This is a genomic window from Segatella copri (genome assembly GCF_009494395.1).
Lineage (GTDB): Bacteria > Bacteroidota > Bacteroidia > Bacteroidales > Bacteroidaceae > Prevotella.
Genome location: NZ_VZCB01000082.1, coordinates 30,398 through 50,678, shown reverse-complemented (window position 1 = coordinate 50,678; position 20,281 = coordinate 30,398). Strand labels below are relative to the sequence as shown.

The window sequence follows — 20,281 nt, the reverse complement described above, 5'->3', positions numbered from 1 at the left end:
TCGAAGGCAGCGATAAAAATTTACTTGTTCATCATCAGCATTTCGTCGAGATTCTTGCGGCTGTTGCTGAGACGAGGAATCTTATGCTGGCCACCCAGCTTGCCCTTGCTCTTGAGCCAATCGTTGAAGACTCCCGGTCTTGCCTTTACTATTTCCAGATGCTGGAGCGTAACGTCGTGGAATCGCTTAGCCTCATAGTCGCTGTTGATTTCCTGCAGTTTCCGGTCGAGCAGGCTGGCAAACTCGTCCAGGCTTTCCGGTTCCTTGGAGAATTCGATAAGCCACTGATGGCGGCACTTGGCGTTGCTGTCCATATAGACAGGAGCAGCCGTATATTCAGCCACCTGGGCACCCGTCTTCTCGCAGGCATAAGCCAGACCCTTCTCGGCATTATCCATAATCAGTTCCTCGCCAAAGGCATTGATGAAATACTTGGTTCTGCCGGTAATGACAAACTTATATGGATTCTTGCTTGTAAACTGAACGGTATCACCAATCATGTAACGCCATAATCCACAGGAGGTTGTGATAACCATCGCATAGTTCTTGCCTATCTCCACATCCCATAGAGGTATGATGGTAGGATTGTCCTTGCCGAATTCATCCATAGGGATAAACTCGTAGAAGACGTCATAATCTATCATCAGGAGCATCGCCGGGTCGGATGGATCGCTCTGCAGTCCGAAGAAGCCTTCGCTGGCATTATAAGTCTCCATATAATGCATGTCAGGCGAAGTGATGAGCTGCTCATACTGCTTGCGATAAGGCGTAAAGGCAATACCACCGTGGAAGAAAACCTCCAGGTTTGGCCATACTTCCTCCAGATGCTTCTTGCCTGAAATCTCCATGACGCGTACCAGAACGCTGAGCATCCAGCTAGGCACACCCGAGATATTCGTAACGTTCTTGTTCAGGGTTTCCTGCGCAATACGGTCGCGCTTCACCTCGAAGTCGCTCAGGAGAGCCGTTTCCTTCCTAGGCACACGCACCAGATTGGCAAGCGGATTGATGTTTTCGATGAGAATAGCGCTCAAATCGCCCACCAGACTGCCCGAAACATTATAGTTAGGCGAATGGCTACCGCCAAGAATCAGGCTCTTGCCGTCGAAAATCCTGCTTTTCGGATTATTACGCAGATAGAGCGCTACGGCATCAAATCCACCCGCATAATGAATACCATGCAAACCATCATGAGAAACAGGGATGAACTTACTCTTGTCGTTGGTAGTACCCGAAGATTTAGCATACCATTTCACGGTACCCGGCCACAGGATATCCTTTTCTCCATGGCGCATGCGGTCGATGTCCCCCTTCAGCTCCTCATAGGTGTTGACAGGCACATTCATCGCAAATTTCTCATAACTATTGGTAGTATTTAATAGATGCTTTACACCATATTCCGTATTCTTGCCCTTTTCAATAAGGCGCATGAGTGTATGATGCTGCAAATGTTCTGCATCATTAACATACTTCTCCAACTCCTTCTGTCGGGGTTTGAAGACATTACTTACTATCGTTGTTAAACTCATATCTAGATATATATACCTTATAAAGTAGATGCAAAATTAATTCAATCTTTTGATATAGAGAAAGTTTTTACTTTTTTTTAATACAAAAATCCAAGATAGATATATATGAGGAGAAAAACTGCAATAAAAGCCCTACCTGATGTATACAAAAAGACTCCCATAGATAAGTTTATATTACCTTTCTATGGGAGTCTTTTTCCGATATGTAAAAGAGTTTATTCTTCAGCAAAGGCAGCCGCCTCGGCAGCTGCAATGATGTCTTCTCTAGACATCTCCTTAGGCTCTGCTGTAATATCGCTCAAGTCAAACTCGTCGCTATTGTTCTGTTCTACGACGGTTTCTGCCATTTCATTCTCCTCTGCAGCAGGCTTGTCCGAAAAAACCTCTTCCTTGAACACGCTGACGTGCTTCTCCTCTAGGGGTTTTTCGTCCAGATTCTGCGAGATGATGAAATTCTCCTGCACTTCTGTGCTAGGCACATTGAGCACAGGCTCTTCCTCCATCTTTGTACGGTTAGCCTTGGCAGCAAAGACCTCGTCAATATACTGCGGTTTCTTGCGCAGGTTGTCTAAAGTTTCCTTAGAGGCAAGCTGCTGGCTTTCTTTCTTGGAATATCCCTTGCCGATACCCCCCTTCACGCCTTCAATTTCCACCTGATAGGTGAACACAGGGCTTCCATTGTCATCTTTCTGCTGCTCAATCAATACATATTCAAGCTGTACGCGGTTTTTCTGGCTCCATTCGATAAGCTTGCTCTTGAAGTTAACCTCCTTGTAAGCCACCTTATCAATGTTTATCATTTGTGCCAGAATGCGATTCTTCATGAAAAACATGCATACGTCATAACCGCGGTCCAGATAGATGGCACCAACCAAGGCTTCGAATGCATTTCCTCCCATATAGCTGTTATGAGAAGAACTGTGTCCGTTAGATAAAATCAGCTGATTGATACCCATCTCCTGCGCCAGCTTGTTGAGCGTGTCGCGCTGCACTAGCTTGCTTCGGGTATTCGTAAGGAATCCCTCACGCTTGCCAGGGAAGTGCTGGTACACGATGTCTCCTACTACAGCATCCAAAACAGCATCGCCCAGGAACTCCAGGCGCTCGTTATTCACCGGCTTACCCTTTGAATTGCGGCGCATGATGCTCTTGTGCATCAAGGCAAGCTTGTAAAAACTGATGTCGTGAGGATAGAAACCAAGGATTTCGTACAAAGAAAAATAAAGCTCTTTATCCTTGCGGAAAGAGAGCTTTATTCTATCTATAAAATTATTCAGCATACTTCTTGAATACTACACAGCAGTTGTGACCGCCGAATCCGAAAGTATTGCTCAATGCAGCACGAACTTCACGCTTCTGAGCTTTGTTGAAGGTAAAGTTCAAGTTGTAGTCGAGCTCTGGATCGTCATCACCCTCTTCGTGGTTGATAGTAGGAGGAACGATATCGTTCTTCACACTAAGAACACAAGCCATAGCCTCTACTGCACCGGCAGCACCGAGGAGGTGACCAGTCATTGACTTGGTAGAACTGATGTTGAGCTTGTAAGCTGCATCACCGAAGACAGCCTTGATAGCCTTAGCCTCAGAGATATCACCTACGTGGGTAGATGTACCGTGAACATTGATATAGTCAATGTCCTCTGGCTTCAGATTGGCATCAGCCAATGCGCGCTCCATAACGAGCTTAGCACCGAGGCCCTCAGGATGAGAAGCTGTGATGTGATAAGCATCAGCACTCTCGCCCTCGCCTACCATCTCAGCATAGATCTTCGCACCACGAGCCTTAGCGTGCTCCAGTTCCTCGAGAATCAAGCAACCAGCACCTTCGCCCATGATAAATCCATCACGGCTTGCGCTGAATGGACGTGAAGCATGCTCAGGATCATCATTACGTGTTGACAATGCATGCATAGCATTGAAACCACCCACGCCACAAGCGCAGATAGCAGCCTCGGCACCACCGCTCACGATGATGTTTGCCTTGCCCAGACGAATCAGGTTGAAGGCATCAGCCAATGCGTTGCTTGAAGAAGCGCATGCAGATGTAGTAGTGTAGTTTGGTCCGTGGAATCCGAAGTGGATTGAAATCTGACCAGAAGCGATATCTGCAATCATCTTAGGGATGAAGAATGGATTGAACTTAGGACCATTCTCCTCGTGAGTACCGTAGTACTTCACCTCATCCTCGAAAGTCTTGATACCACCGATACCTACACCGAATACAACGCCAACGTTATCCAAGTCTTCCTTCTCAAGATCAATTTCAGCGTCCTTTACACCCTGCATGGCAGCAATCATAGCCAACTGGGTATAACGGTCAAGCTTGCGAGCTTCCTTACGATTAATCCAATCATTGATGTTCAAGTCTTTAACCTCGCAAGCGAACTTGGTCTTGAAAAGGGTTGTATCGAAATGAGTAATAGGAGCAGCACCGCTCTTTCCAGCAAGAAGGTTATTCCAGGTTTCCTCTGGATTATTACCTACTGGAGTCACAGCACCGAGACCTGTTACAACAACTCTCTTTAATTCCATTTATAAAATTTTAGTGCTAAATTACTTAGCGTTCTCCTCGATGTAAGCGATAGCGTCACCTACAGTAGCAATCTTCTCAGCCTTATCGTCTGGAATAGAAATAGAGAACTCCTTCTCGAATTCCATGATCAACTCTACTGTATCCAATGAATCTGCACCGAGGTCGTTTGTGAAGCTTGCCTCTGGCTTTACTTCTGCCTCATCAACACCGAGCTTATCAACGATAATTGCCTTTACTTTGCTTTCAATTTCTGACATAATTGTAACCTTTAAAATGTTTATAAATTAATTTCTAATTAAAAATCTGAGTGCAAAGGAACACTTTTTTTTTGAGATAAACAAATATTTTGGCGAAAAAAGTGACTTTCGGTGCACAATCACCCCTAAATTGTGCATTAATTTGGTCTTTTTTCGCTTTTTTGTTGGCTCTTTGAGAGAAATTTGTTACTTTTGTGCAGTATTTAATTAAACATTTCAAACCATATGACATTTACAGAAAACGCTAACAGGATTTTTAATCAGGCGATAGCCGATTATCACATCAAAGACAATATTGATACTCCTATCAATAATCCGTTTGCCGAAGGTACCATCGAGAACCGTCTCTACCTCAAGTGCTGGATTGATACCGTACAGTGGCATTTCGAGGATATCATCCGCGATCCGCAGATTGATCCTGCTGAAGCGCTCGTCTTGAAGCGCCGTATCGACAAGAGCAATCAGGACCGTACTGACCTCGTGGAGCAGATTGACTCTTACTTCCGTGAGACTTATAAGGACGTAAAGGTGCAGCCGGATGCGCGCATCAATACCGAGAGTCCGGCATGGGCTGTTGACCGCCTGAGCATCCTCGCCCTCAAGATTTATCACATGAAGGAGCAGGTAGACCGTCCTGAGGCTTCTGCTGAGCACAAGGCTAAGTGCCAGGCTAAGCTCAACGTGCTGCTCGAACAGCAGGTAGACCTTTCTACAGCCATCGACCAGCTCCTGGAAGATATCGAGGCGGGAAGAAAGTACATGAAGGTATATCGCCAGATGAAGATGTACAACGACCCTTCTACCAATCCGGTTCTCTACAACCAGAAATAAAACAGGAGGAGGATGAGGGAGAGCTATTTCTCCCCATTCCCACCTTATTATATATATAAAGAAGAAAAAACAAATGAAGACAGAGCATATACTTGTTATAAGATTCTCGGCCATGGGCGATGTTGCCATGACCGTACCTGTGATATATTCGCTGGCCAGACAATATCCACATGTCAGGATAACAGTGCTCAGTCGTCCATTCGCCCGCTCATTCTTCGAAGACCTCGCCCCTAACGTAGGCTTCATGGAGGCAGACATCAAGGGTGAATACAAAGGCGTAACGGGCTTGAATGCATTGTATCGCCGACTCATCGCCAAGCAGTTCACGGCGATAGCCGACCTGCATAGCGTATTGCGCTCCAGCTATCTGCGCATGCGTTTCAATCTAGCCAATTTCAAGGTGGCACACATCGACAAGCATCGCAGCGGCAAGCGCAAGCTGGTAGCATCTTCCGGCAAGAAACTGCAGCAGCTGCCTAGCTCCTTCCAGAATTATGCAGATGTTTTTGCACAGTTAGGCTATCCCGTCAAGATGGAATTCACATCCATCTTCGGTGAAGGAAAAGGCAATCTCGCCAGCCTGCCACAGGAAGTTTTCAGAGCTGGCGACAGCGTTATCAGTCTGGAAAACAAGCACATAACCGAACCTTGGATAGGCATCGCTCCGTTTGCTGCCCACGAAGGCAAGATTTATCCCGTACAGCTGATGGAAAAAGTTATCCAGCAACTTATCCACAATCATCCCCACTGCCATATCTTCCTCTTCGGAGGAGGCAAAAACGAGACTCCGGTCATGGATAAATGGGCAGAAGACTATAAGCAGGTAGTGAATGCTTCCTCCCATCTGGGCGGTCTGCAGCAGGAACTCATCCTGATGAGCCATCTCCACGTCATGCTGAGCATGGATAGTGCCAATATGCATCTGGCTTCGCTCGTCAATACTCCTGTCGTCAGCGTCTGGGGAGCCACTCATCCTTACGCTGGCTTCATGGGATGGCATCAGAGCCCCGACAATGCCGTTCAGCTCGACCTACCTTGCCGTCCTTGCAGCATCTACGGCAACAAGCCATGCATGCGCGGCGACTTTGCCTGCATGAAGAATATATCTCCCGAACTGATTATCGAAAAAATAGAAAACGTATTCAAGCAGAAATCCTGACCGGTTTCTGCTTTTTTGTTTATACACGAAAAACCGTTGATAAGTGTACGGAAAACCCTATTCATAACTTTTTAATAACTTCGTAAATATCCACAGCCCCCATGTCATGAATGTGAAAATAGGGATATCCACAGGGTTATTAATAAGTTTTTAGAAACTTTTTCGCACTTTTTGAGCGGAAAAAGATATAAACTTATTAACTTTGCAGCGAATTGGGGAAATGTTGATAAAACGGTTAAGGCATTAAGAGCCAGGAAAAAGATTTCCATGACCCGTGCTCATAACTGACAGGAAGACTTGGATAACGGAAACAGCAAATATCCGGGCTGTTTTTTATCCACTTATCCACGTCATATCATCATCCTAATAATTCTTTTTTAAAAATTAGAAATAAAGAAATATAAATATGAATGTTATGGTGAAAAAAGAATGGATTGAGAAAGGATACGTTGACGAACCCGTTGACGAAGCCTTAGACTTGAAAGCTGAAATCAAGAAACTCTGTAAGGAGAAGGATGCCATCATCCTGGCGCACTACTATACCGTAGGCGAAATTCAGGACATTGCCGACTTCGTGGGCGATTCCCTGGCGCTGGCACGCAAGGCTGCCGAGACCGATGCCAAGGTGATGGTGATGTGTGGTGTTCATTTCATGGCTGAGACCTGCAAGCTCCTGAGCCCTGACAAGACTGTGCTCTGCCCAGACCTCAATGCCGGCTGCTCGCTTGCCGACAGCTGCAAGGCTGAAGATTTGAAGAAGTACAAGGAGGAGCATCCTGGATATAAGGTGGTGAGCTATGTCAACACTACCGCTGCCGTGAAGGCGCTGACCGATTGTGTGGTGACCAGCGGCAATGCCAAGAAGGTGATTGATGCCTTCCCGCAGGACGAGAAGATCATCTTCGGTCCTGATTACAACCTGGGCAACTATATCAACAGCGTGACGGGCAGAAACATGCTGCTCTGGAATGGTGGCTGCCATGTGCATGAGAAGTTCTCTGTAGAGGCTATCATCCAGTTGAAGCAGGAGCATCCTGATGCCGTCGTGATGGCCCACCTGGAGTGCAAGGCGCCTGTGCTTGCCGTAGCCGATGTGAAGGGTTCTACAGCTACCATGCTGCATTATGCCCAGGAGCATCCGGAAATCAAGGAGTATATCATCGCCACAGAGGCTGGTATCCTGCACGAGCTGGAGCGCAACTGTCCTTCCGTCGTCTTCTATCCTGTTCCGCCGGAGGTTAGCGAGGGTGGAGTAGGCTGCAGCTGCAATGAGTGCGAATATATGAAGATGAACTCATTGAAGAAGATCTACAATAGCCTGAAGTTCGGCTGGCCTACGGTAGAAGTGGCTCCGGAAATAGCCAAGGAAGCCGTCAAGCCTATCGAGAAGATGCTTTCCCTCTCATAAGACCCGGAAGTTCCGTTCCGTGAATGATCTGCATTTTTGGAATGGAACTCTTTAACCATTAGATAAACAACAAAACAACTTAGGTATGAATGCAAGATTAATCACTCCAATCCTGGCTTTATGCTGCCTGCCTTTGTCGGCGAAAGTATATACCGTCCAATCATTATTGGGCGATATGGTTGTTAACATCAATGTGGATAAGTCGATAACCTGGGATATCACCAAGGGGAAAACCCAGGTTCTGAAACCTTCCGCCATCTCCTTACAGACTGATAGACAGACCTTTGGCGTCAATCCGAAGGTGCGCAAGGCTACCGTTCATAATTATAAAAACGATGATACAGGCGGCTATCAGCAGTTGCTCCTTTCCTGCAACGGATATGATGTGGAATTCCGCGTTTTCCTGAATGCTGCAGCCTATCGCATCATCCCTAAGAAGACAATCAATAAGGTGGTGAATGAAACTTCCGAATATCGCTTTGCCGGCGACTATCAGAGTTTCGTACCTTATGTCAATGATAACCGTGAAGGAGAGCGCTGGTGCTATTCCTTCGAGTCCTATTACGACGAGGCTCCGCTGTCCAGAATGTATCAGGATTCCCTCGCCATCACGCCTCTCGCTGTCTGTCTGCCTGAAGGAAAGAAGGCCGTGGTCATGGAGGCTGATGTGGAAAACTATCCGGGCATGTATCTTCTGAAGGGTGCGTCTTCTTCGGAACATTCGCTGCAGGCTGCCTTCCCTCCTTATCCTTTAAAGGAGAAGATAGGTGGATACAACCGCCTGAACCTGGTTCCTACTGAGCGTGCCGGCTATATCGCAGAAAAGGTAACCCGTCTGCCTTGGCGCATCGTGCTCGTAACAGATGAAGACAAACAGCTGGTAGGCAATGATATTGCCCGACAGCTGGGACCTCAGTGCAGAATCAAGGATACATCGTGGATAAAGCCGGGAAAAGTGGCTTGGGACTGGTGGAACAACACCAATATCACGGGCGTGGATTTCCGTGCCGGCATCAATACCGATACCTATAAGTATTTTGTGGATTTTGCCCGCAAGAACGGCTTGGAATATATCATCATCGATGAAGGCTGGAGCGATCCGGAAGACCTGCTCATCTTCTCCGACAAGATGGATATGGCGGGCATCATCAACTATGCCAAGCAGAATGGGGTAGGAGTGATTCTCTGGTCTTCATGGCGCAATCTCATCCAGCGTGGTCATGAGAAGATGGAAGAAATCATGAAGCATTACGGCGATATGGGCGTCAAGGGATTCAAGGTTGATTTCTTTGACCGTGACGACCAGAAGGCTATCAATTCCGTATACGAGGTGGCTGAATGTGCTGCCAGACATCATCTTCTGCTCGACCTTCATGGCATGCGTCCGTTTGGCGTACAGTTTGCCTATCCCAACATCGTGAATTTCGAGGGCGTGAAGGGTTTGGAGAATTCCAAGTGGGAGCCTCGTGTGGGCGATGGTCCTCTGCACGACCAGCCTCGCTATGACGTGACGATTCCATATCTCCGTGCCCTGCCGGGCAGTTTCGACTATACGCCTGGAGCCATGGTGAATGCCGTCCGTTCGCAGTTCTTCGGCAACAACGACCATCCGATGAGCCAGGGCACCCGTGTGCATCAGATGGCGATGTATACCATCTTTGATGCTCCTTTGCAGATGCTTGCCGACAGTCCTACGAAGTATATGCAGAATCAGGAGTGTACCGATTTCATAGCCCAGATACCGACGGTTTATGACCAGGTGGTTCCATTGGACGGCAAACTGGGCGAATACGTGGTTGTAGCCAAGAGAAGGGGCAGCAGATGGTATATTGCAGCGATGAACAACTGGCAGGCCCGTGACCTCACCATCGATCTCTCTCCATTGCTGAAGCTGAACGGAAAGACCAACTGTCCTGAAAAGCTGAGCGGCAAGGCGAACATCTTTGCCGACGGCATCAATGCCGACCGTGAAGCCACAGACTATAAGCATACTTACCAGCAGATCAGTGCCGGCGATAAGCTTCAGATACATCTGGCTCCAGCAGGTGGCTGGACAGCCATCGTAGAGTAAATAAAAGGGTCTATACGCCGCCCCGTTCATCGTGGCATATAGACCCTTTTTCTATTGCATGATGTCTTCAGGTAGAAGTATCTTAGCTTCTTCGTTCATATAAGTAGGGGCTTCTTTCATAAACAAGACAAGATGTACCTGCTGTCCTTTCTTGATAAAAGGAAGATATTTCGCCTTTTGCTCAAGAGTTTCCATCAGGCGGTCGGCACTATCATTGTGTGTCCATTTACATTCGCCAATCAATATGTGTTTCTTGTCTATTGATTCTGCCACAACGTCCAATTCTACCATTTTACCATCCTTTTCTTCTGGTGGAAAAATTTTACCCCACCATCGGGAAGCTACATTGTAGGCAATGCCATCTATGATATTGCCACTTACGTAATCACGGCATAGTAACTCCCAACATTGGCCAATAAACTGCGGCAGCTGGCTTTCCACAACCTGCATCACCGTATCAATTTTTCCCAACTCAAGGATAGAACGATAAGGCACGATAAATTGATAATGGAATCTGAGAAGTGAGTCGTTGATGTGGTAAAGTCCCTTTTTGCTTTTTTTCGGATTGTCGCCAAAAGGCACCTCTCTGCTTATGTACCCTAAATCTCTTAATTTGCCTAGAGGCTCTGACAAGGAGTTGGCTTCCTTACCAGCCCTGGATGCTATTTCTGAAAGTTTGTTAGCGCCATTACCGATAATAGTGAGTAAGGTTGATGCCTGGACGGTATCTCGCATATCATCACGAAGCAGTCGCTGAGGTTCTTCCATCAAGGGACCCTGTGGATCAAGCAACACCTTGCGAATCGCCGTTTTGGTATCAGGATAATCACGACGCAATTCCCAATAGCGAGGCACACCGCCCCATATTGCAAATTCTTTTACCGCTTGCACGGCATCACACTCCATTGCCTCCCTCATATATTGAGCCGCAATCGGTTGCATCTTGATAATCTCATTGGCAAGTCCATAGAGTGGTGACTGGCGATTGAGCACGTAGCCATGCATCAATTGTTGTGAAGAACCGCAAAGAACAAAATCAAACTTTAAGATTTTCTCGTTCAAGAGCTTTTGGATGATGGAAGGAAGTGCCTCACAGCTTTTTACAAGATAAGGAAATTCATCCAGGCATACCATGATTCTCTGAGATAGTTGATTGTTCATACTGCGGAAAAGTGATTCCCAGTCGGGATAGATAACCTTGTCGAACCCATCAATGACTGTTGCCACAGATTTGGCAAAAGCAGATCGCTGTACTGCCTCTGTAGAAGTATCGCTCAAGAAGTAAATAGCCTGTTCTTGACTATTCACAAGATATTTGATGAGCGTAGATTTTCCTATTCTGCGACGACCATATATAACGATGAATTGAGTGTTCTCTCGTTTCAGGGCTTCTGTAATTCGGTCTGTCTCCGCCTTTCTATCTATTAATCTATCATATTCCATAATGCTATGTTTTATTATTATCGTTCACAAAGATAATCTTTCTGAACGATAATTCCAAATATTTGAGCAACAATTAGTTGCTTGTTATTGTTATTTAACTATTAATCGGAACCATTAAGCAGTATTTGCATGTTCTTTTACTGGATTTAAGGATGCCGTCCAACCTATCGAGAAGATGCTTTCGCTCTCATAAAGAAAGGGGTTTATACGCCACCTGTTCATCGTGGCATATAGACAAGAGCTGCCCATGTGTAGATATTAATTGTAAATTATTAATTGTTTCCATTTTTCTTCCGATTGGCGCCTATATCTTCCGATTGATGGTGTGAAGGAGAGGTTGATGCCTTTCTCCTAATCACGATGCAAAGATATGACTTTTTTTTGATTCCACCAAATTTCGGGTTGTGATAAGGCCCGATTTTCAGCAGCTTTCAAATTGTAAGTTGGTTAATAATTACAAGTCATAGTTTTGAGAGAAGAAAAACATAGAGTTGCGGAGCAGAAAAAATAGAGTTGTGACTTAAATGTCTTCAAACAAGCTTATTATCCGAAAAATCAATCAACTGCAAAAATGACTCAGTGACTCAGAGACTCAGTGACTCAGTTTATTTCAAGCCGTATACTTTTCTCTCTATAGAATAGATATTATATATATAATATATATAATATAATTTATATACTTACAATTTATAATCAAGATTGGCAGATAGGGGGTCTGAAATAAACTGAGTCACTGAGTAACTGAGTCACTGAGTCAAAAATCGCTCTTTCAACAGTTTCTAGACAAGTAACTCTTTCTTACAGATACTTCCTGATAGAGATAGTGTATTTATGTATTTTCAAGAGTATGAATCCTCTTCCCTTTTTTATTCCATTGATTGTTCTATAATATAAAAAATAAATATCTACACTCACTTGCCCCTACACGCCCTGGTCCAATGGTCACCGACGCGAAGCGGAAAGATAAAGGGTGTGTGGGGGTTCCTTTGCGTGTGTATCATCCTTTGCGCTTGGAGCTTACTGGCGAAACTTGAGTAATTAACAAATAAATAATGCAGTAAATATTATCAGAAATTACACCGGATGAGTTTAAAATAGGTGGTAAAAACTGGCTGATAGGTGGTGAAAACTGTTTTCTTTTATATTAAACAATATTTTTAACCTCCTGAAAAGACAAAATTTACGACATTGGTAATCCGAAATGTTGTAACTTTGCATCAGTTAAAACAAACGGACGTTGTGAAACGTCTTTTCATCATCTTTTACTTATACAAATAAAATTAGAAAGTTTAATCTAATTATAAAAAAGAGTGCTCAAGTGATTGAGTGCTCTTTTTTTATTTTCTGTAAAAGGCTTCATATTCGCGAGCCACCTTTATATAATGGTGGTGCTTTTCTATATATTCCATACTTTGCTTTTTCAACAGAGGTATCCGCTCTGGATGCAGGATGAGTTTTTCCAGTTCTCCGTAGACACTCTCGTAGCTGGGCTCTACGTTGATGATGGGACGAAGCTGGGTTTCATGAAGAATCTCGTAGTTTTCCGGTTCTCCACCTCCTATGCAGATGATGCCCCTTGCCATCGCTTCCAGCGGATTCATGGAGGGAGTGTAGCTGTAAAGCTGGTCGAGGATGGCATCGCTCCCGTTCATCATCCTTACGTATTCCCGGAAGGGCAGGTTTTCTGCCTGGCGCAGCTCCATCCTGTCGGGATATTTTTCTGCTATCGCCTGGGCAGCCTTCAGCATGACGTCCGTGCCCTTATATTCGCTCCGGCTTCTGTTGATGCCGATGAAAACCCTTACCTTATCACTATCCTCCTGAGCCGGTTCCAGGTCATGGGGCTTGATGGGGAGAGGGATAAATGTAGTCTTTGTGGGAAATTTCGGGTGATAGCATGCCCAGTATTCATAGAGTCCCGTCACGATGCCGTCGCACTCGCCGGCTATGATTCTGTTGAGCCTTTCCTTCTCCGTGCCCAGCCAGTCTTTCTTTTCCTTCAGGGCGTCAGCGTTGGTCCGCAGGGTCTCTCCCATGTTGAAATCGCTGTATCTCAGCGGTTTGTCGTTGCAGCAGCCACTCACCCAATAATAGTCCATCCCGAAACCGCCCAGGATGATCTTCCCGTTGTGCCGTTTCAGATAGCGGTAGACGGGCAGGATGCGCTCTGCCTTCAACTCGAGAAACATGGGATTGATGAGCTGTACGACATCATATCCGCGAAGCTTGGGCAACAGCGCATACAACCGTGCCATATACGCTATTCCGCCCCATTTCCCAGGCTTCCTGACCAGGTCGATATCCCGCGGATAGTTCTTCCAAAAGTCGCCGTTGGAGAGCACGGTAACTTGATGCCCCAGCTGTCGGAGTCCCTCGGCAAGTGTGGCATGAACGTTGCTGTATTCTCCCATGAGTAGTATTTTCATATCCTATGAATCTAAAAATGAATTTTTATCCCTTCAGCTGGGGCAGGGTCATGACCATGAGTCTTCTGCCCACCTTGCTTCTTATCGCCTTGCAGAACAGCTGGTATTTCTTGGTGTATTTCTTGTCTGGAAGCGGATAGAGCCCCTTGTCGTGGAGCCGCTTCATGGCATCTTCCAGATGACGGGTGCTGCGGGTGAGCAGGATAGTGTTGTAGAGATAGTCCATGGTGAGCTGGGCTATTCTGCGGTTGAGGGCCACTCTCTCCGTATCAGACAGCAGCGCCGCCTTCTCCTGCAGATGGCAGATGACGAGCTCGGTATCGGCGAGTCGCCTCAGATTGTGGCGCATATTCTCCTTCTGATGCATGATGGAGTCTTTCCTCGTGCGGTAGAAATATGCCCTGGCATCGGTGGTGATGACTCTTTCAGCCTTCAGGAAGAGGAGCGGGGTGAATTCCTCGTCCTCGTGCAGGATGCCCGGGGTGAAGCGCTGGTTCTGGAGGATATCTCTCCTGAAGACATAGCTGCAGGCTGAACCCCGTAAGTTGTTGTTGTGCAGGAAGATACTGCCGCTAACCGGTTCGGTATATGAATAAGGTACCTCCTTAATCTCCTTATCCGTCAATTCGAAATATACGATGTCGGGGTTGTGATATCTCACGAGATCGAGACAGTGTTCATAGCCCCGCTGGATCAGATAGTCATCGCCGTCAATAAACTGCAGAAATCTGCCGGTAGCTATCTTGATGCCCGTGTTCCGTGCTATCGACAAGCCCTGGTTGCGCTGGCGCAGATAGATGAAATCGTCCTGATAGTCCATCAGGTCGTGGATGGGCGAGAGGTCGCTTCCATCGTCGACGATGATGATTTCGCGCTCTTTGGGATTGAGCGAGAGCTGCAGGATGCTTTTCAGGCAGAATTCCAGATATTCTGACGGCAGGTTGTAGGTGGTGATGATGAAACTTACCAGTGGTATCTGAGCTTTCTGCCCAGACAGAGAATTTGATGTATAAGATGATTGACTTTGCATAATCGTTGATAACCTAATATTTTAAGAAGTTGAAGTTTGAACGGATGGATTCCTTTATCTATCCCGGCAAGATATTCCACGAGAGGCGGGGAAGGTTCCAGCTTCCCGGAAACGTCGTAGAGATCGAGCATGATGTTCAGTATCTGCGCCATATAGTCCTGCAGCTGTTCTCCGTATTGCTGCAGATAGGCGGGATGCGCCTTGAACCGGTGCATGATGCTGGTCAGGATGCGGATATGGGCATCGTATAATGATTTCAAATCCCCATATTTTGCCTGGGCTGTGATGCCCCGACTGTTCCAGTGATAGACGTATTTCCCTATATCCGTGACCCTGATGACGGGGAAGGCTTTCCCGTCCTTCCTATCAGAAACCAGTCCTATCAGCAGCGGGGTGGTCCATGCGTCTTCGAAGGTCCTGCCCTTGGGAAATTCTACGTTGTCGAAAAGATGACGCCTGTAGATCTTATTCCAGGCATAGGTATGCTGATATCCCCTTTCGGCAAACCAGTAGTCCAGCGGATTCTGATATTCGGCAGGCGTGAAGGTGAGTTCTGACTGTCTCTTCCGGTTGCCGTATCTCTCTGATACAGAATACTCCAGAATGTCGACATGGGGATGCTTCCCGATTTCCTGAATCAGGTTTTCCAGGGTGTTATCCACCATCGTATCATCGCTATCCACAAAGGTGATATATTCTCCCCGTGCCTTTCTGATTCCGGCATTGCGGGCATCGCTCAAGCCTCCGTTTTCCTTGTGAATTACCCTGATGCGGGCATCTTTCCGGGCATATTCATCGCAGAGCTGGGGACAGCCGTCGTCTGATCCATCGTCTACGAGAATCATCTCATAGTCGGTGAATGATTGCTGCAGGATACTCTCCAGGCATCTTTCCAGGGTATCCTGCGTGCGATATACGGGTATGATAATGCTCAGTTTCATGACTTTCTGATGTTTGCTATGATGATGAATGGCAGCGACATGCTGAAATAGGAGATGTCGTATGTGGGACTGAACAGCCGGTAGTTGCCGGATGTTGCCATATTGATGATGAACGTGACGGCGGTGAGGAGGAAGAGTCCGTAGCCTATGTTGCCATACAGTCTTCTTCTGCTGTCCTGCCAGCTGAATGCGAGATAGATCATGACAGGTATCAGCAGGAGGATGCCCGACAGGCTGCCCTGGCGGGTCTGCAGGACGAAGGGATTGTATTCGAAGAACAGCAGACTCTTCATATCCCACAGCAGGAAGGGGAGAAACGTGAGGCTGAATGTCAGGAAAATTCCCACTAAGAAGCTTGTTTTCCTCCGAAGGTTTAATGAAAGGAAGGGGCGCAGCAGGAAGATGAAGAACGGAATGGCGACTGCCAACCGCGTGCTGAGCAGCATTCCCAGCAGGAGGGAAAAGAGTACGGGACGGGTGGATAAACCTGCCTGCTTTATCAGCAGCAGGTTGATGACTGCCAGCACCAGCAGGAAGTTTGCCATCAGGTCGCTCCTGACGAATATCTCGTATAGGAAGGCTGGAGAATAGAGCAGACACGCTAGGAAACAGAGTGTTGCCCTGTTGCCATACAGGCGTTTGACGGTATATAGCGTGAAGGCTAAGACCGCAAAAAGGGAGAGTCCTACATTGTTGAGATAATAGAACGGGATGTGCAGAAACTGCCAGACGGGAAAGGGAGATCCGTAGCCGCCCAGATGGGTTGGAGCCATATAGGGGTATCTGCCATGCACCAGATAATTGATGAAATTGTGGATTGCCGACCATCTGTCTACCTGTATCTGATAGGGGTCGATGAGATATTGCATGCCCGCCAAAACGAGGATGAAGCCGAGGATGGCGAACCAGAGGCTGCGACTGCCCACATGCCCTACACGAGCAGCAAGACGGGGGAGAAGCAGACCGGCAAGAAGGTAGGCAGAAAGCACCAGAAGGGTGACAGAGAGGCTTATCCTCATCAGATACTTCGTGATGAACAAAGCATTGATGAGAAAATAGAGCACATACAGAATATATGTATTTATATCTTTTATCTGATGATTGCAATTTTGCATACTGTTCCTTGATTACCTTCGTTTGTTGCCGTTTCTACCATATAGATACCGCTAGCCACCTTTTCTCCCTTCCTGTTTCTGCCGTCCCAGGTATAGGAGCCTCCGTTGCTCTTGCCCTGGTTTACGAGGACACCGTTGGAAGTGACAATTTTGACATCTGCCTGGAATGACAATCCGGTGATGGTGATGAGTCCCGTATAATCAGGTTTCACGGGGTTAGGATAGGCCCAGACATTGTCACTGGTCATTTCGTCATTGGTCTTGCTGGCGTTGCTCATATAGGAGCAGAGACCCTTGTCGGTGCCGAAGAATACCTCGCCGGTGGCATCGTTGGTGGCTATCGACTCGATGTTGTCAGAGAGCAGAGGACTGTTGCCCGACGTGAAATGATGGATTTCCTCCATATTGTCGTCGCTGATGAGATAGACACCGTTGCTGCTGGTTCCAAACCATTTTCTGTTGCCCTCATCGATGGCGATGGCGCTGATGCTTACGCCTCCCAGCAGATAGTCGGCAAAATTGGTACCGTCGTTTCTTGGAATTTTCACCTGTGTCAATACCGGGGATTCCTGGGTTGTTTCCTTCTTTTCTATCAGTATCGGACCCGCATCCGTTGCCAGCCAGATGTTGTGTAACCGGTCTTCCTTGATATCCTTCAGCCAATAAGTTGTAAACTTAGTTTCATCCTCATTGATGAAATTGGTGGTAGAATACAGCTTGTTGTTCGCCATGTCATATCTGAAGAATGCCGGATTCTGCCAGTTGTCGTTGCTGAACCACAGGATGTTCCTGCTGTCTATCAGCAGATGGCTCATGTTGGGCAATGTAGATAACTCGTTCTGCGAAAGCGCCGTCCAGGTTCCGTCCTGATAGGTGAGCAGGTTCTTTTCCTTGTTCATGCTGTTGATGAGCCAGAGCTTGCCCTGGCTGTCGAACGTAAGACCCTGCACGACCACGTAGTTCTTGTCTGAACCGAATACGGAAACCAGCGGACTGTTGTCGTAGCTGTAATGCTTGATGAATCTGCCATCGGCAAACTTGTAGAGGCCGGTTCTTCCGCATGCAAAAAGGGTATCGGGATGCAGCGGATTGAAATCGATGCAGTTGATGTCCATATAGGAAGGATTTCCGGCTGCCTCATGAAAATTGTCTTCATAGATGTTCCATTCCTGGTTGGCCAGAAGCTGGATGCAGCCTGGGCGTCGCATGTCCTGCATCACGTTATAGCCGCCTCCGCAGGTATATAGCTGTCCCCGGTCGAACTTCATGAATCCAAAGTAGTTATACTTCGGACCTCCCGGCTTCAGGGTGCTTACTATCTGCCTGAGTTCGCTCTTGTCTTCCTGCTTCCGGGCAGCATAATCTCCCACCCTGCTCCAGCTGTTCCTATCGAGCAGGTTGCTGGTGAGCGGGGCACGGTATTGTCCGCTCGCCTGGCTGTAGGCATAGATATACCGGTCTTTTATCTCGCACCAGTCAACCTTGAATCCGAGCTGATAGGTATCGCTGATTTCGCCATCTGCCACGTTCACCTTGACGATGCCGAAACCGTTGCTGAGATAGGCATATTTACCATATATATAGATATCGTTTACCGATTTATCGCCGGTGGTAGCAGCCGTATAGTAATCAGAAAGGTTCTGAACTTCGAAATTACTGCTGTTCATCAGGTCGATATTGGCATTTCTGTAGAGAATCAGCAGGCGTCCGGCAGCCTTGTTGTAGGCGATGTGCTGGATATCGCAGTCGCTCAGATAGTCTACCTTGCTGAAGGTCTGGATACTCTGGTCGTTCCTGTTGTAGACATAGAGATTGTTGGAAGCCTGTACGAAAATCAGGTTTCCTGCAGGTTCTATCTCCTGCACTTCGCTATATGCCATATAGGCTTTCCAGTCGCCGATGGCAGCGAATGTGCGGTAGGATGCAACCTGCAGAATCAGGAACGTAAGGAGTATCAATATTTTCTTGCTCATATATCCAGATGTATATAATATAATAACTTATATATATTAAACAGAAAAATGCTGGGTTTATTGCCTGTGAGCCTTGCTTTTATTGGCAGACTCAGCAGCGGGAAGAGATGCTGGCAGAGCGGATAGAGACGGCAGCGCTTCAGCTTGCCGGCATAACTGATGATTCTGGAATAGCCCTGCAGTTCGGTTCTGAACTGATAGAGGGTGTGCAGGCTTTCCTCTGTCTTGCGGATAAACGACATGTTGCCGATAAAGTGTTCATAACCCAGTGGATTATCTACGTGGAGAATGGATATGTGGTTGTCTTTCAGGTTTTTACCCCATAGTACATCTTCATATCCATAGTGGATAAACCTTTCGTCGAAGGGATATCTGAGCATGATATTCTGCTTCACGATGAAGTTGGAGGTGTGGAAATCTGCATAGGGATTAGCCTGGCGCTGGAGATGATTTCCATTCTGCGTGCCGGCTGATTCGAAGATATATCGTAAGTTATACTTCAGCCGTTCCATGGTTTCAGCATCCCGTTTTATCTGATAACCGCCATAGATGACGTCGCTCTCCTTTTCTCTTTGATAATCGGCAAGATACTGACTGCTGATCACATTCATATTGCTGTCAATAAAGAGCAGCCAGGGATATTTTGCCTCCTGTGCCAGGAAATTCCGGATGGCAGCTCTGCCCACGTTCTTTTCTCTTTCTATATATCGGCAATGGGGGAGGGTGTTGATGATTCGGTTCTCCTCTACGGTTCCCTTATCGGTAGAACTATCATCGGCAACCAGGATTTCGTATTCGAAACGGGAGGATGATTTCGGGGAAGAAGAGCGGGTTTCCGAGGAAGAAGACAATAATGAAGCTTGAGCCTGTAAGGACTTTACAAGCTCAAGACATACATTATTATATGTAGGGATTAATATCGAAAGGGTATTAATCATACCTTATTTCTTTTTCAGATATTCTGCCAGTTTAGCCACGGCTCTGGCTCTATGGCTGATGCCGTTCTTGATTTCCTCGCCCAGTTCGGCAAAGCTCTTGTCGTAGCCTTCAGGAACGAAAATAGGGTCGTAGCCGAAGCCTTCCGTGCCGTGCTTCTCGGTAGCGATAGAACCGTTTACGATGCCGTCAAACTGATGGATTTTCTTGATGCTGGTACATCCGCAAGGACATACATCCTGCTTCTCTATGTAGCAGATAACGGTACGGAAGCGAGCCTTTCTGTTCTCTTTCCCATTCAGTTCTCTCAATAGCTTGGCCATGTTTGCCTCGCTGTCGTGGTCGGTTCCCTCAGCATATCGGGCACTATGAACGCCCGGAGCACCATCCAGCGCCTCTACCTCCAGTCCGGTATCATCGGCAAAGCAGCTCAGATGATAATGGTCGTAAACATACTGTGCTTTCTGCAAAGCATTCTCTTCCAGTGTGTTTCCGGTTTCAGGAATGTCCACGTTGCATCCTATTTCCTTCAGCGATACTACCTCGTAGTCGCTGCCCAGGATGTCGCGAATCTCCTGGAGCTTATGCTGGTTATTTGTTGCAAAAACTATTTTCATAATAAATAATCA

The 20,281-nt window shown here is 46.9% G+C and carries 16 protein-coding genes; 4 read left to right on the top strand and 12 right to left on the bottom strand.

Going from position 1 to position 20,281, the window contains the following annotated elements; translation table 11 throughout:
* Positions 1 to 20: 20 nt before the first annotated feature.
* The 4 genes from F7D73_RS11560 to F7D73_RS11545 all read right to left on the bottom strand — a co-directional run bounded on the left by F7D73_RS11560 (position 21) and on the right by F7D73_RS11545 (position 4,319).
* Complete coding sequence (locus F7D73_RS11560) at positions 21 to 1,529, bottom strand: GH3 auxin-responsive promoter family protein (protein WP_153124875.1); 1,509 nt, start codon at positions 1,527 to 1,529, stop codon at positions 21 to 23.
* A gap of 215 nt (positions 1,530 to 1,744) precedes the next feature.
* Positions 1,745 to 2,809 (bottom strand): ribonuclease III, encoded by a 1,065-nt coding sequence (gene rnc / locus F7D73_RS11555; RefSeq protein ID WP_153124873.1) that lies wholly within the window; start codon positions 2,807 to 2,809, stop codon positions 1,745 to 1,747.
* The gene (fabF, locus tag F7D73_RS11550; RefSeq protein ID WP_153124871.1) at positions 2,799 to 4,061 is read right to left on the bottom strand and encodes a beta-ketoacyl-ACP synthase II; all 1,263 of its coding nucleotides are present in this window, start codon (positions 4,059 to 4,061) and stop codon (positions 2,799 to 2,801) included. Before fabF ends, rnc begins: the two co-directional genes overlap by 11 nt.
* Before the next feature lie 21 nt (positions 4,062 to 4,082).
* Positions 4,083 to 4,319 (bottom strand): acyl carrier protein, encoded by a 237-nt coding sequence (locus F7D73_RS11545; protein ID WP_004342032.1) that lies wholly within the window; start codon positions 4,317 to 4,319, stop codon positions 4,083 to 4,085.
* A 225-nt stretch (positions 4,320 to 4,544) separates the two neighbouring features.
* Between F7D73_RS11545 and F7D73_RS11540 the strand changes: the two genes are divergently transcribed.
* The 4 genes from F7D73_RS11540 (at position 4,545) to F7D73_RS11525 (ending at position 9,788) form a co-directional block, all read left to right on the top strand.
* Positions 4,545 to 5,150 carry a DUF4254 domain-containing protein gene (locus F7D73_RS11540; RefSeq protein WP_153124870.1) on the top strand — a complete coding sequence of 202 codons (606 nt, stop codon included), beginning with the start codon at positions 4,545 to 4,547 and terminating at the stop codon, positions 5,148 to 5,150.
* A gap of 73 nt (positions 5,151 to 5,223) precedes the next feature.
* Entirely contained in the window at positions 5,224 to 6,309 is a 1,086-nt protein-coding gene (locus F7D73_RS11535) for a glycosyltransferase family 9 protein (RefSeq protein WP_153124868.1), read from the top strand.
* A 415-nt stretch (positions 6,310 to 6,724) separates the two neighbouring features.
* Positions 6,725 to 7,717 carry a quinolinate synthase NadA gene (nadA, locus tag F7D73_RS11530; protein ID WP_153124866.1) on the top strand — a complete coding sequence of 331 codons (993 nt, stop codon included), beginning with the start codon at positions 6,725 to 6,727 and terminating at the stop codon, positions 7,715 to 7,717.
* An 85-nt stretch (positions 7,718 to 7,802) separates the two neighbouring features.
* Positions 7,803 to 9,788, top strand: coding sequence for a glycoside hydrolase family 97 protein (locus tag F7D73_RS11525; RefSeq protein ID WP_153124864.1), 1,986 nt, complete (start codon positions 7,803 to 7,805; stop codon positions 9,786 to 9,788).
* 51 nt (positions 9,789 to 9,839) lie between these two features.
* On the opposite strand, the gene F7D73_RS11520 is transcribed toward F7D73_RS11525, so the two are convergent.
* From F7D73_RS11520 to F7D73_RS11485, 8 genes are all read right to left on the bottom strand, one after another.
* On the bottom strand, positions 9,840 to 11,231 hold the full coding sequence (locus F7D73_RS11520; protein ID WP_153124862.1) for an ATP-binding protein: 1,392 nt from the start codon (positions 11,229 to 11,231) through the stop codon (positions 9,840 to 9,842).
* Positions 11,232 to 12,568: 1,337 nt separating this feature from the next.
* Positions 12,569 to 13,657: a glycosyltransferase family 1 protein gene (locus F7D73_RS11515; protein WP_153124860.1), complete on the bottom strand. Its 1,089-nt coding sequence runs from the start codon at positions 13,655 to 13,657 to the stop codon at positions 12,569 to 12,571.
* Positions 13,658 to 13,682: 25 nt separating this feature from the next.
* A complete protein-coding gene (locus F7D73_RS11510) occupies positions 13,683 to 14,687 on the bottom strand; it encodes a glycosyltransferase (protein ID WP_153124858.1) in 1,005 nt (334 codons plus the stop codon).
* A complete protein-coding gene (locus F7D73_RS11505) occupies positions 14,621 to 15,628 on the bottom strand; it encodes a glycosyltransferase family 2 protein (RefSeq protein ID WP_153124856.1) in 1,008 nt (335 codons plus the stop codon). Before F7D73_RS11505 ends, F7D73_RS11510 begins: the two co-directional genes overlap by 67 nt.
* Positions 15,625 to 16,743: a hypothetical protein gene (locus F7D73_RS11500; RefSeq protein ID WP_153124855.1), complete on the bottom strand. Its 1,119-nt coding sequence runs from the start codon at positions 16,741 to 16,743 to the stop codon at positions 15,625 to 15,627. Before F7D73_RS11500 ends, F7D73_RS11505 begins: the two co-directional genes overlap by 4 nt.
* The gene (locus F7D73_RS11495) at positions 16,719 to 18,716 is read right to left on the bottom strand and encodes a T9SS type A sorting domain-containing protein (protein ID WP_153124853.1); all 1,998 of its coding nucleotides are present in this window, start codon (positions 18,714 to 18,716) and stop codon (positions 16,719 to 16,721) included. Before F7D73_RS11495 ends, F7D73_RS11500 begins: the two co-directional genes overlap by 25 nt.
* Positions 18,713 to 19,654, bottom strand: coding sequence for a glycosyltransferase family 2 protein (locus F7D73_RS11490; RefSeq protein WP_153124851.1), 942 nt, complete (start codon positions 19,652 to 19,654; stop codon positions 18,713 to 18,715). Before F7D73_RS11490 ends, F7D73_RS11495 begins: the two co-directional genes overlap by 4 nt.
* A 3-nt stretch (positions 19,655 to 19,657) precedes the next feature.
* Positions 19,658 to 20,269, bottom strand: a complete 612-nt coding sequence (locus F7D73_RS11485; RefSeq protein ID WP_153124849.1) for a non-canonical purine NTP diphosphatase — start codon at positions 20,267 to 20,269, stop codon at positions 19,658 to 19,660.
* Positions 20,270 to 20,281: the final 12 nt, after the last annotated feature.

Bases quoted from the DNA above. Each gene is read 5' to 3' on its own strand.
- F7D73_RS11535 (WP_153124868.1), top strand. From the start codon at position 5,224: ATGAAGACAGAGCATATACTTGTTATAAGATTCTCGGCCATGGGCGAT.
- F7D73_RS11485 (WP_153124849.1), bottom strand. From the start codon at position 20,269: ATGAAAATAGTTTTTGCAACAAATAACCAGCATAAGCTCCAGGAGATT.
- F7D73_RS11495 (WP_153124853.1), bottom strand. From the start codon at position 18,716: ATGAGCAAGAAAATATTGATACTCCTTACGTTCCTGATTCTGCAGGTT.
- F7D73_RS11510 (WP_153124858.1), bottom strand. From the start codon at position 14,687: ATGCAAAGTCAATCATCTTATACATCAAATTCTCTGTCTGGGCAGAAA.
- F7D73_RS11525 (WP_153124864.1), top strand. From the start codon at position 7,803: ATGAATGCAAGATTAATCACTCCAATCCTGGCTTTATGCTGCCTGCCT.
- F7D73_RS11505 (WP_153124856.1), bottom strand. From the start codon at position 15,628: ATGAAACTGAGCATTATCATACCCGTATATCGCACGCAGGATACCCTG.
- F7D73_RS11545 (WP_004342032.1), bottom strand. From the start codon at position 4,319: ATGTCAGAAATTGAAAGCAAAGTAAAGGCAATTATCGTTGATAAGCTC.
- rnc (WP_153124873.1), bottom strand. From the start codon at position 2,809: ATGCTGAATAATTTTATAGATAGAATAAAGCTCTCTTTCCGCAAGGAT.
- F7D73_RS11540 (WP_153124870.1), top strand. From the start codon at position 4,545: ATGACATTTACAGAAAACGCTAACAGGATTTTTAATCAGGCGATAGCC.
- F7D73_RS11490 (WP_153124851.1), bottom strand. From the start codon at position 19,654: ATGATTAATACCCTTTCGATATTAATCCCTACATATAATAATGTATGT.
- F7D73_RS11500 (WP_153124855.1), bottom strand. From the start codon at position 16,743: ATGCAAAATTGCAATCATCAGATAAAAGATATAAATACATATATTCTG.
- F7D73_RS11560 (WP_153124875.1), bottom strand. From the start codon at position 1,529: ATGAGTTTAACAACGATAGTAAGTAATGTCTTCAAACCCCGACAGAAG.
- F7D73_RS11515 (WP_153124860.1), bottom strand. From the start codon at position 13,657: ATGAAAATACTACTCATGGGAGAATACAGCAACGTTCATGCCACACTT.
- fabF (WP_153124871.1), bottom strand. From the start codon at position 4,061: ATGGAATTAAAGAGAGTTGTTGTAACAGGTCTCGGTGCTGTGACTCCA.
- F7D73_RS11520 (WP_153124862.1), bottom strand. From the start codon at position 11,231: ATGGAATATGATAGATTAATAGATAGAAAGGCGGAGACAGACCGAATT.
- nadA (WP_153124866.1), top strand. From the start codon at position 6,725: ATGGTGAAAAAAGAATGGATTGAGAAAGGATACGTTGACGAACCCGTT.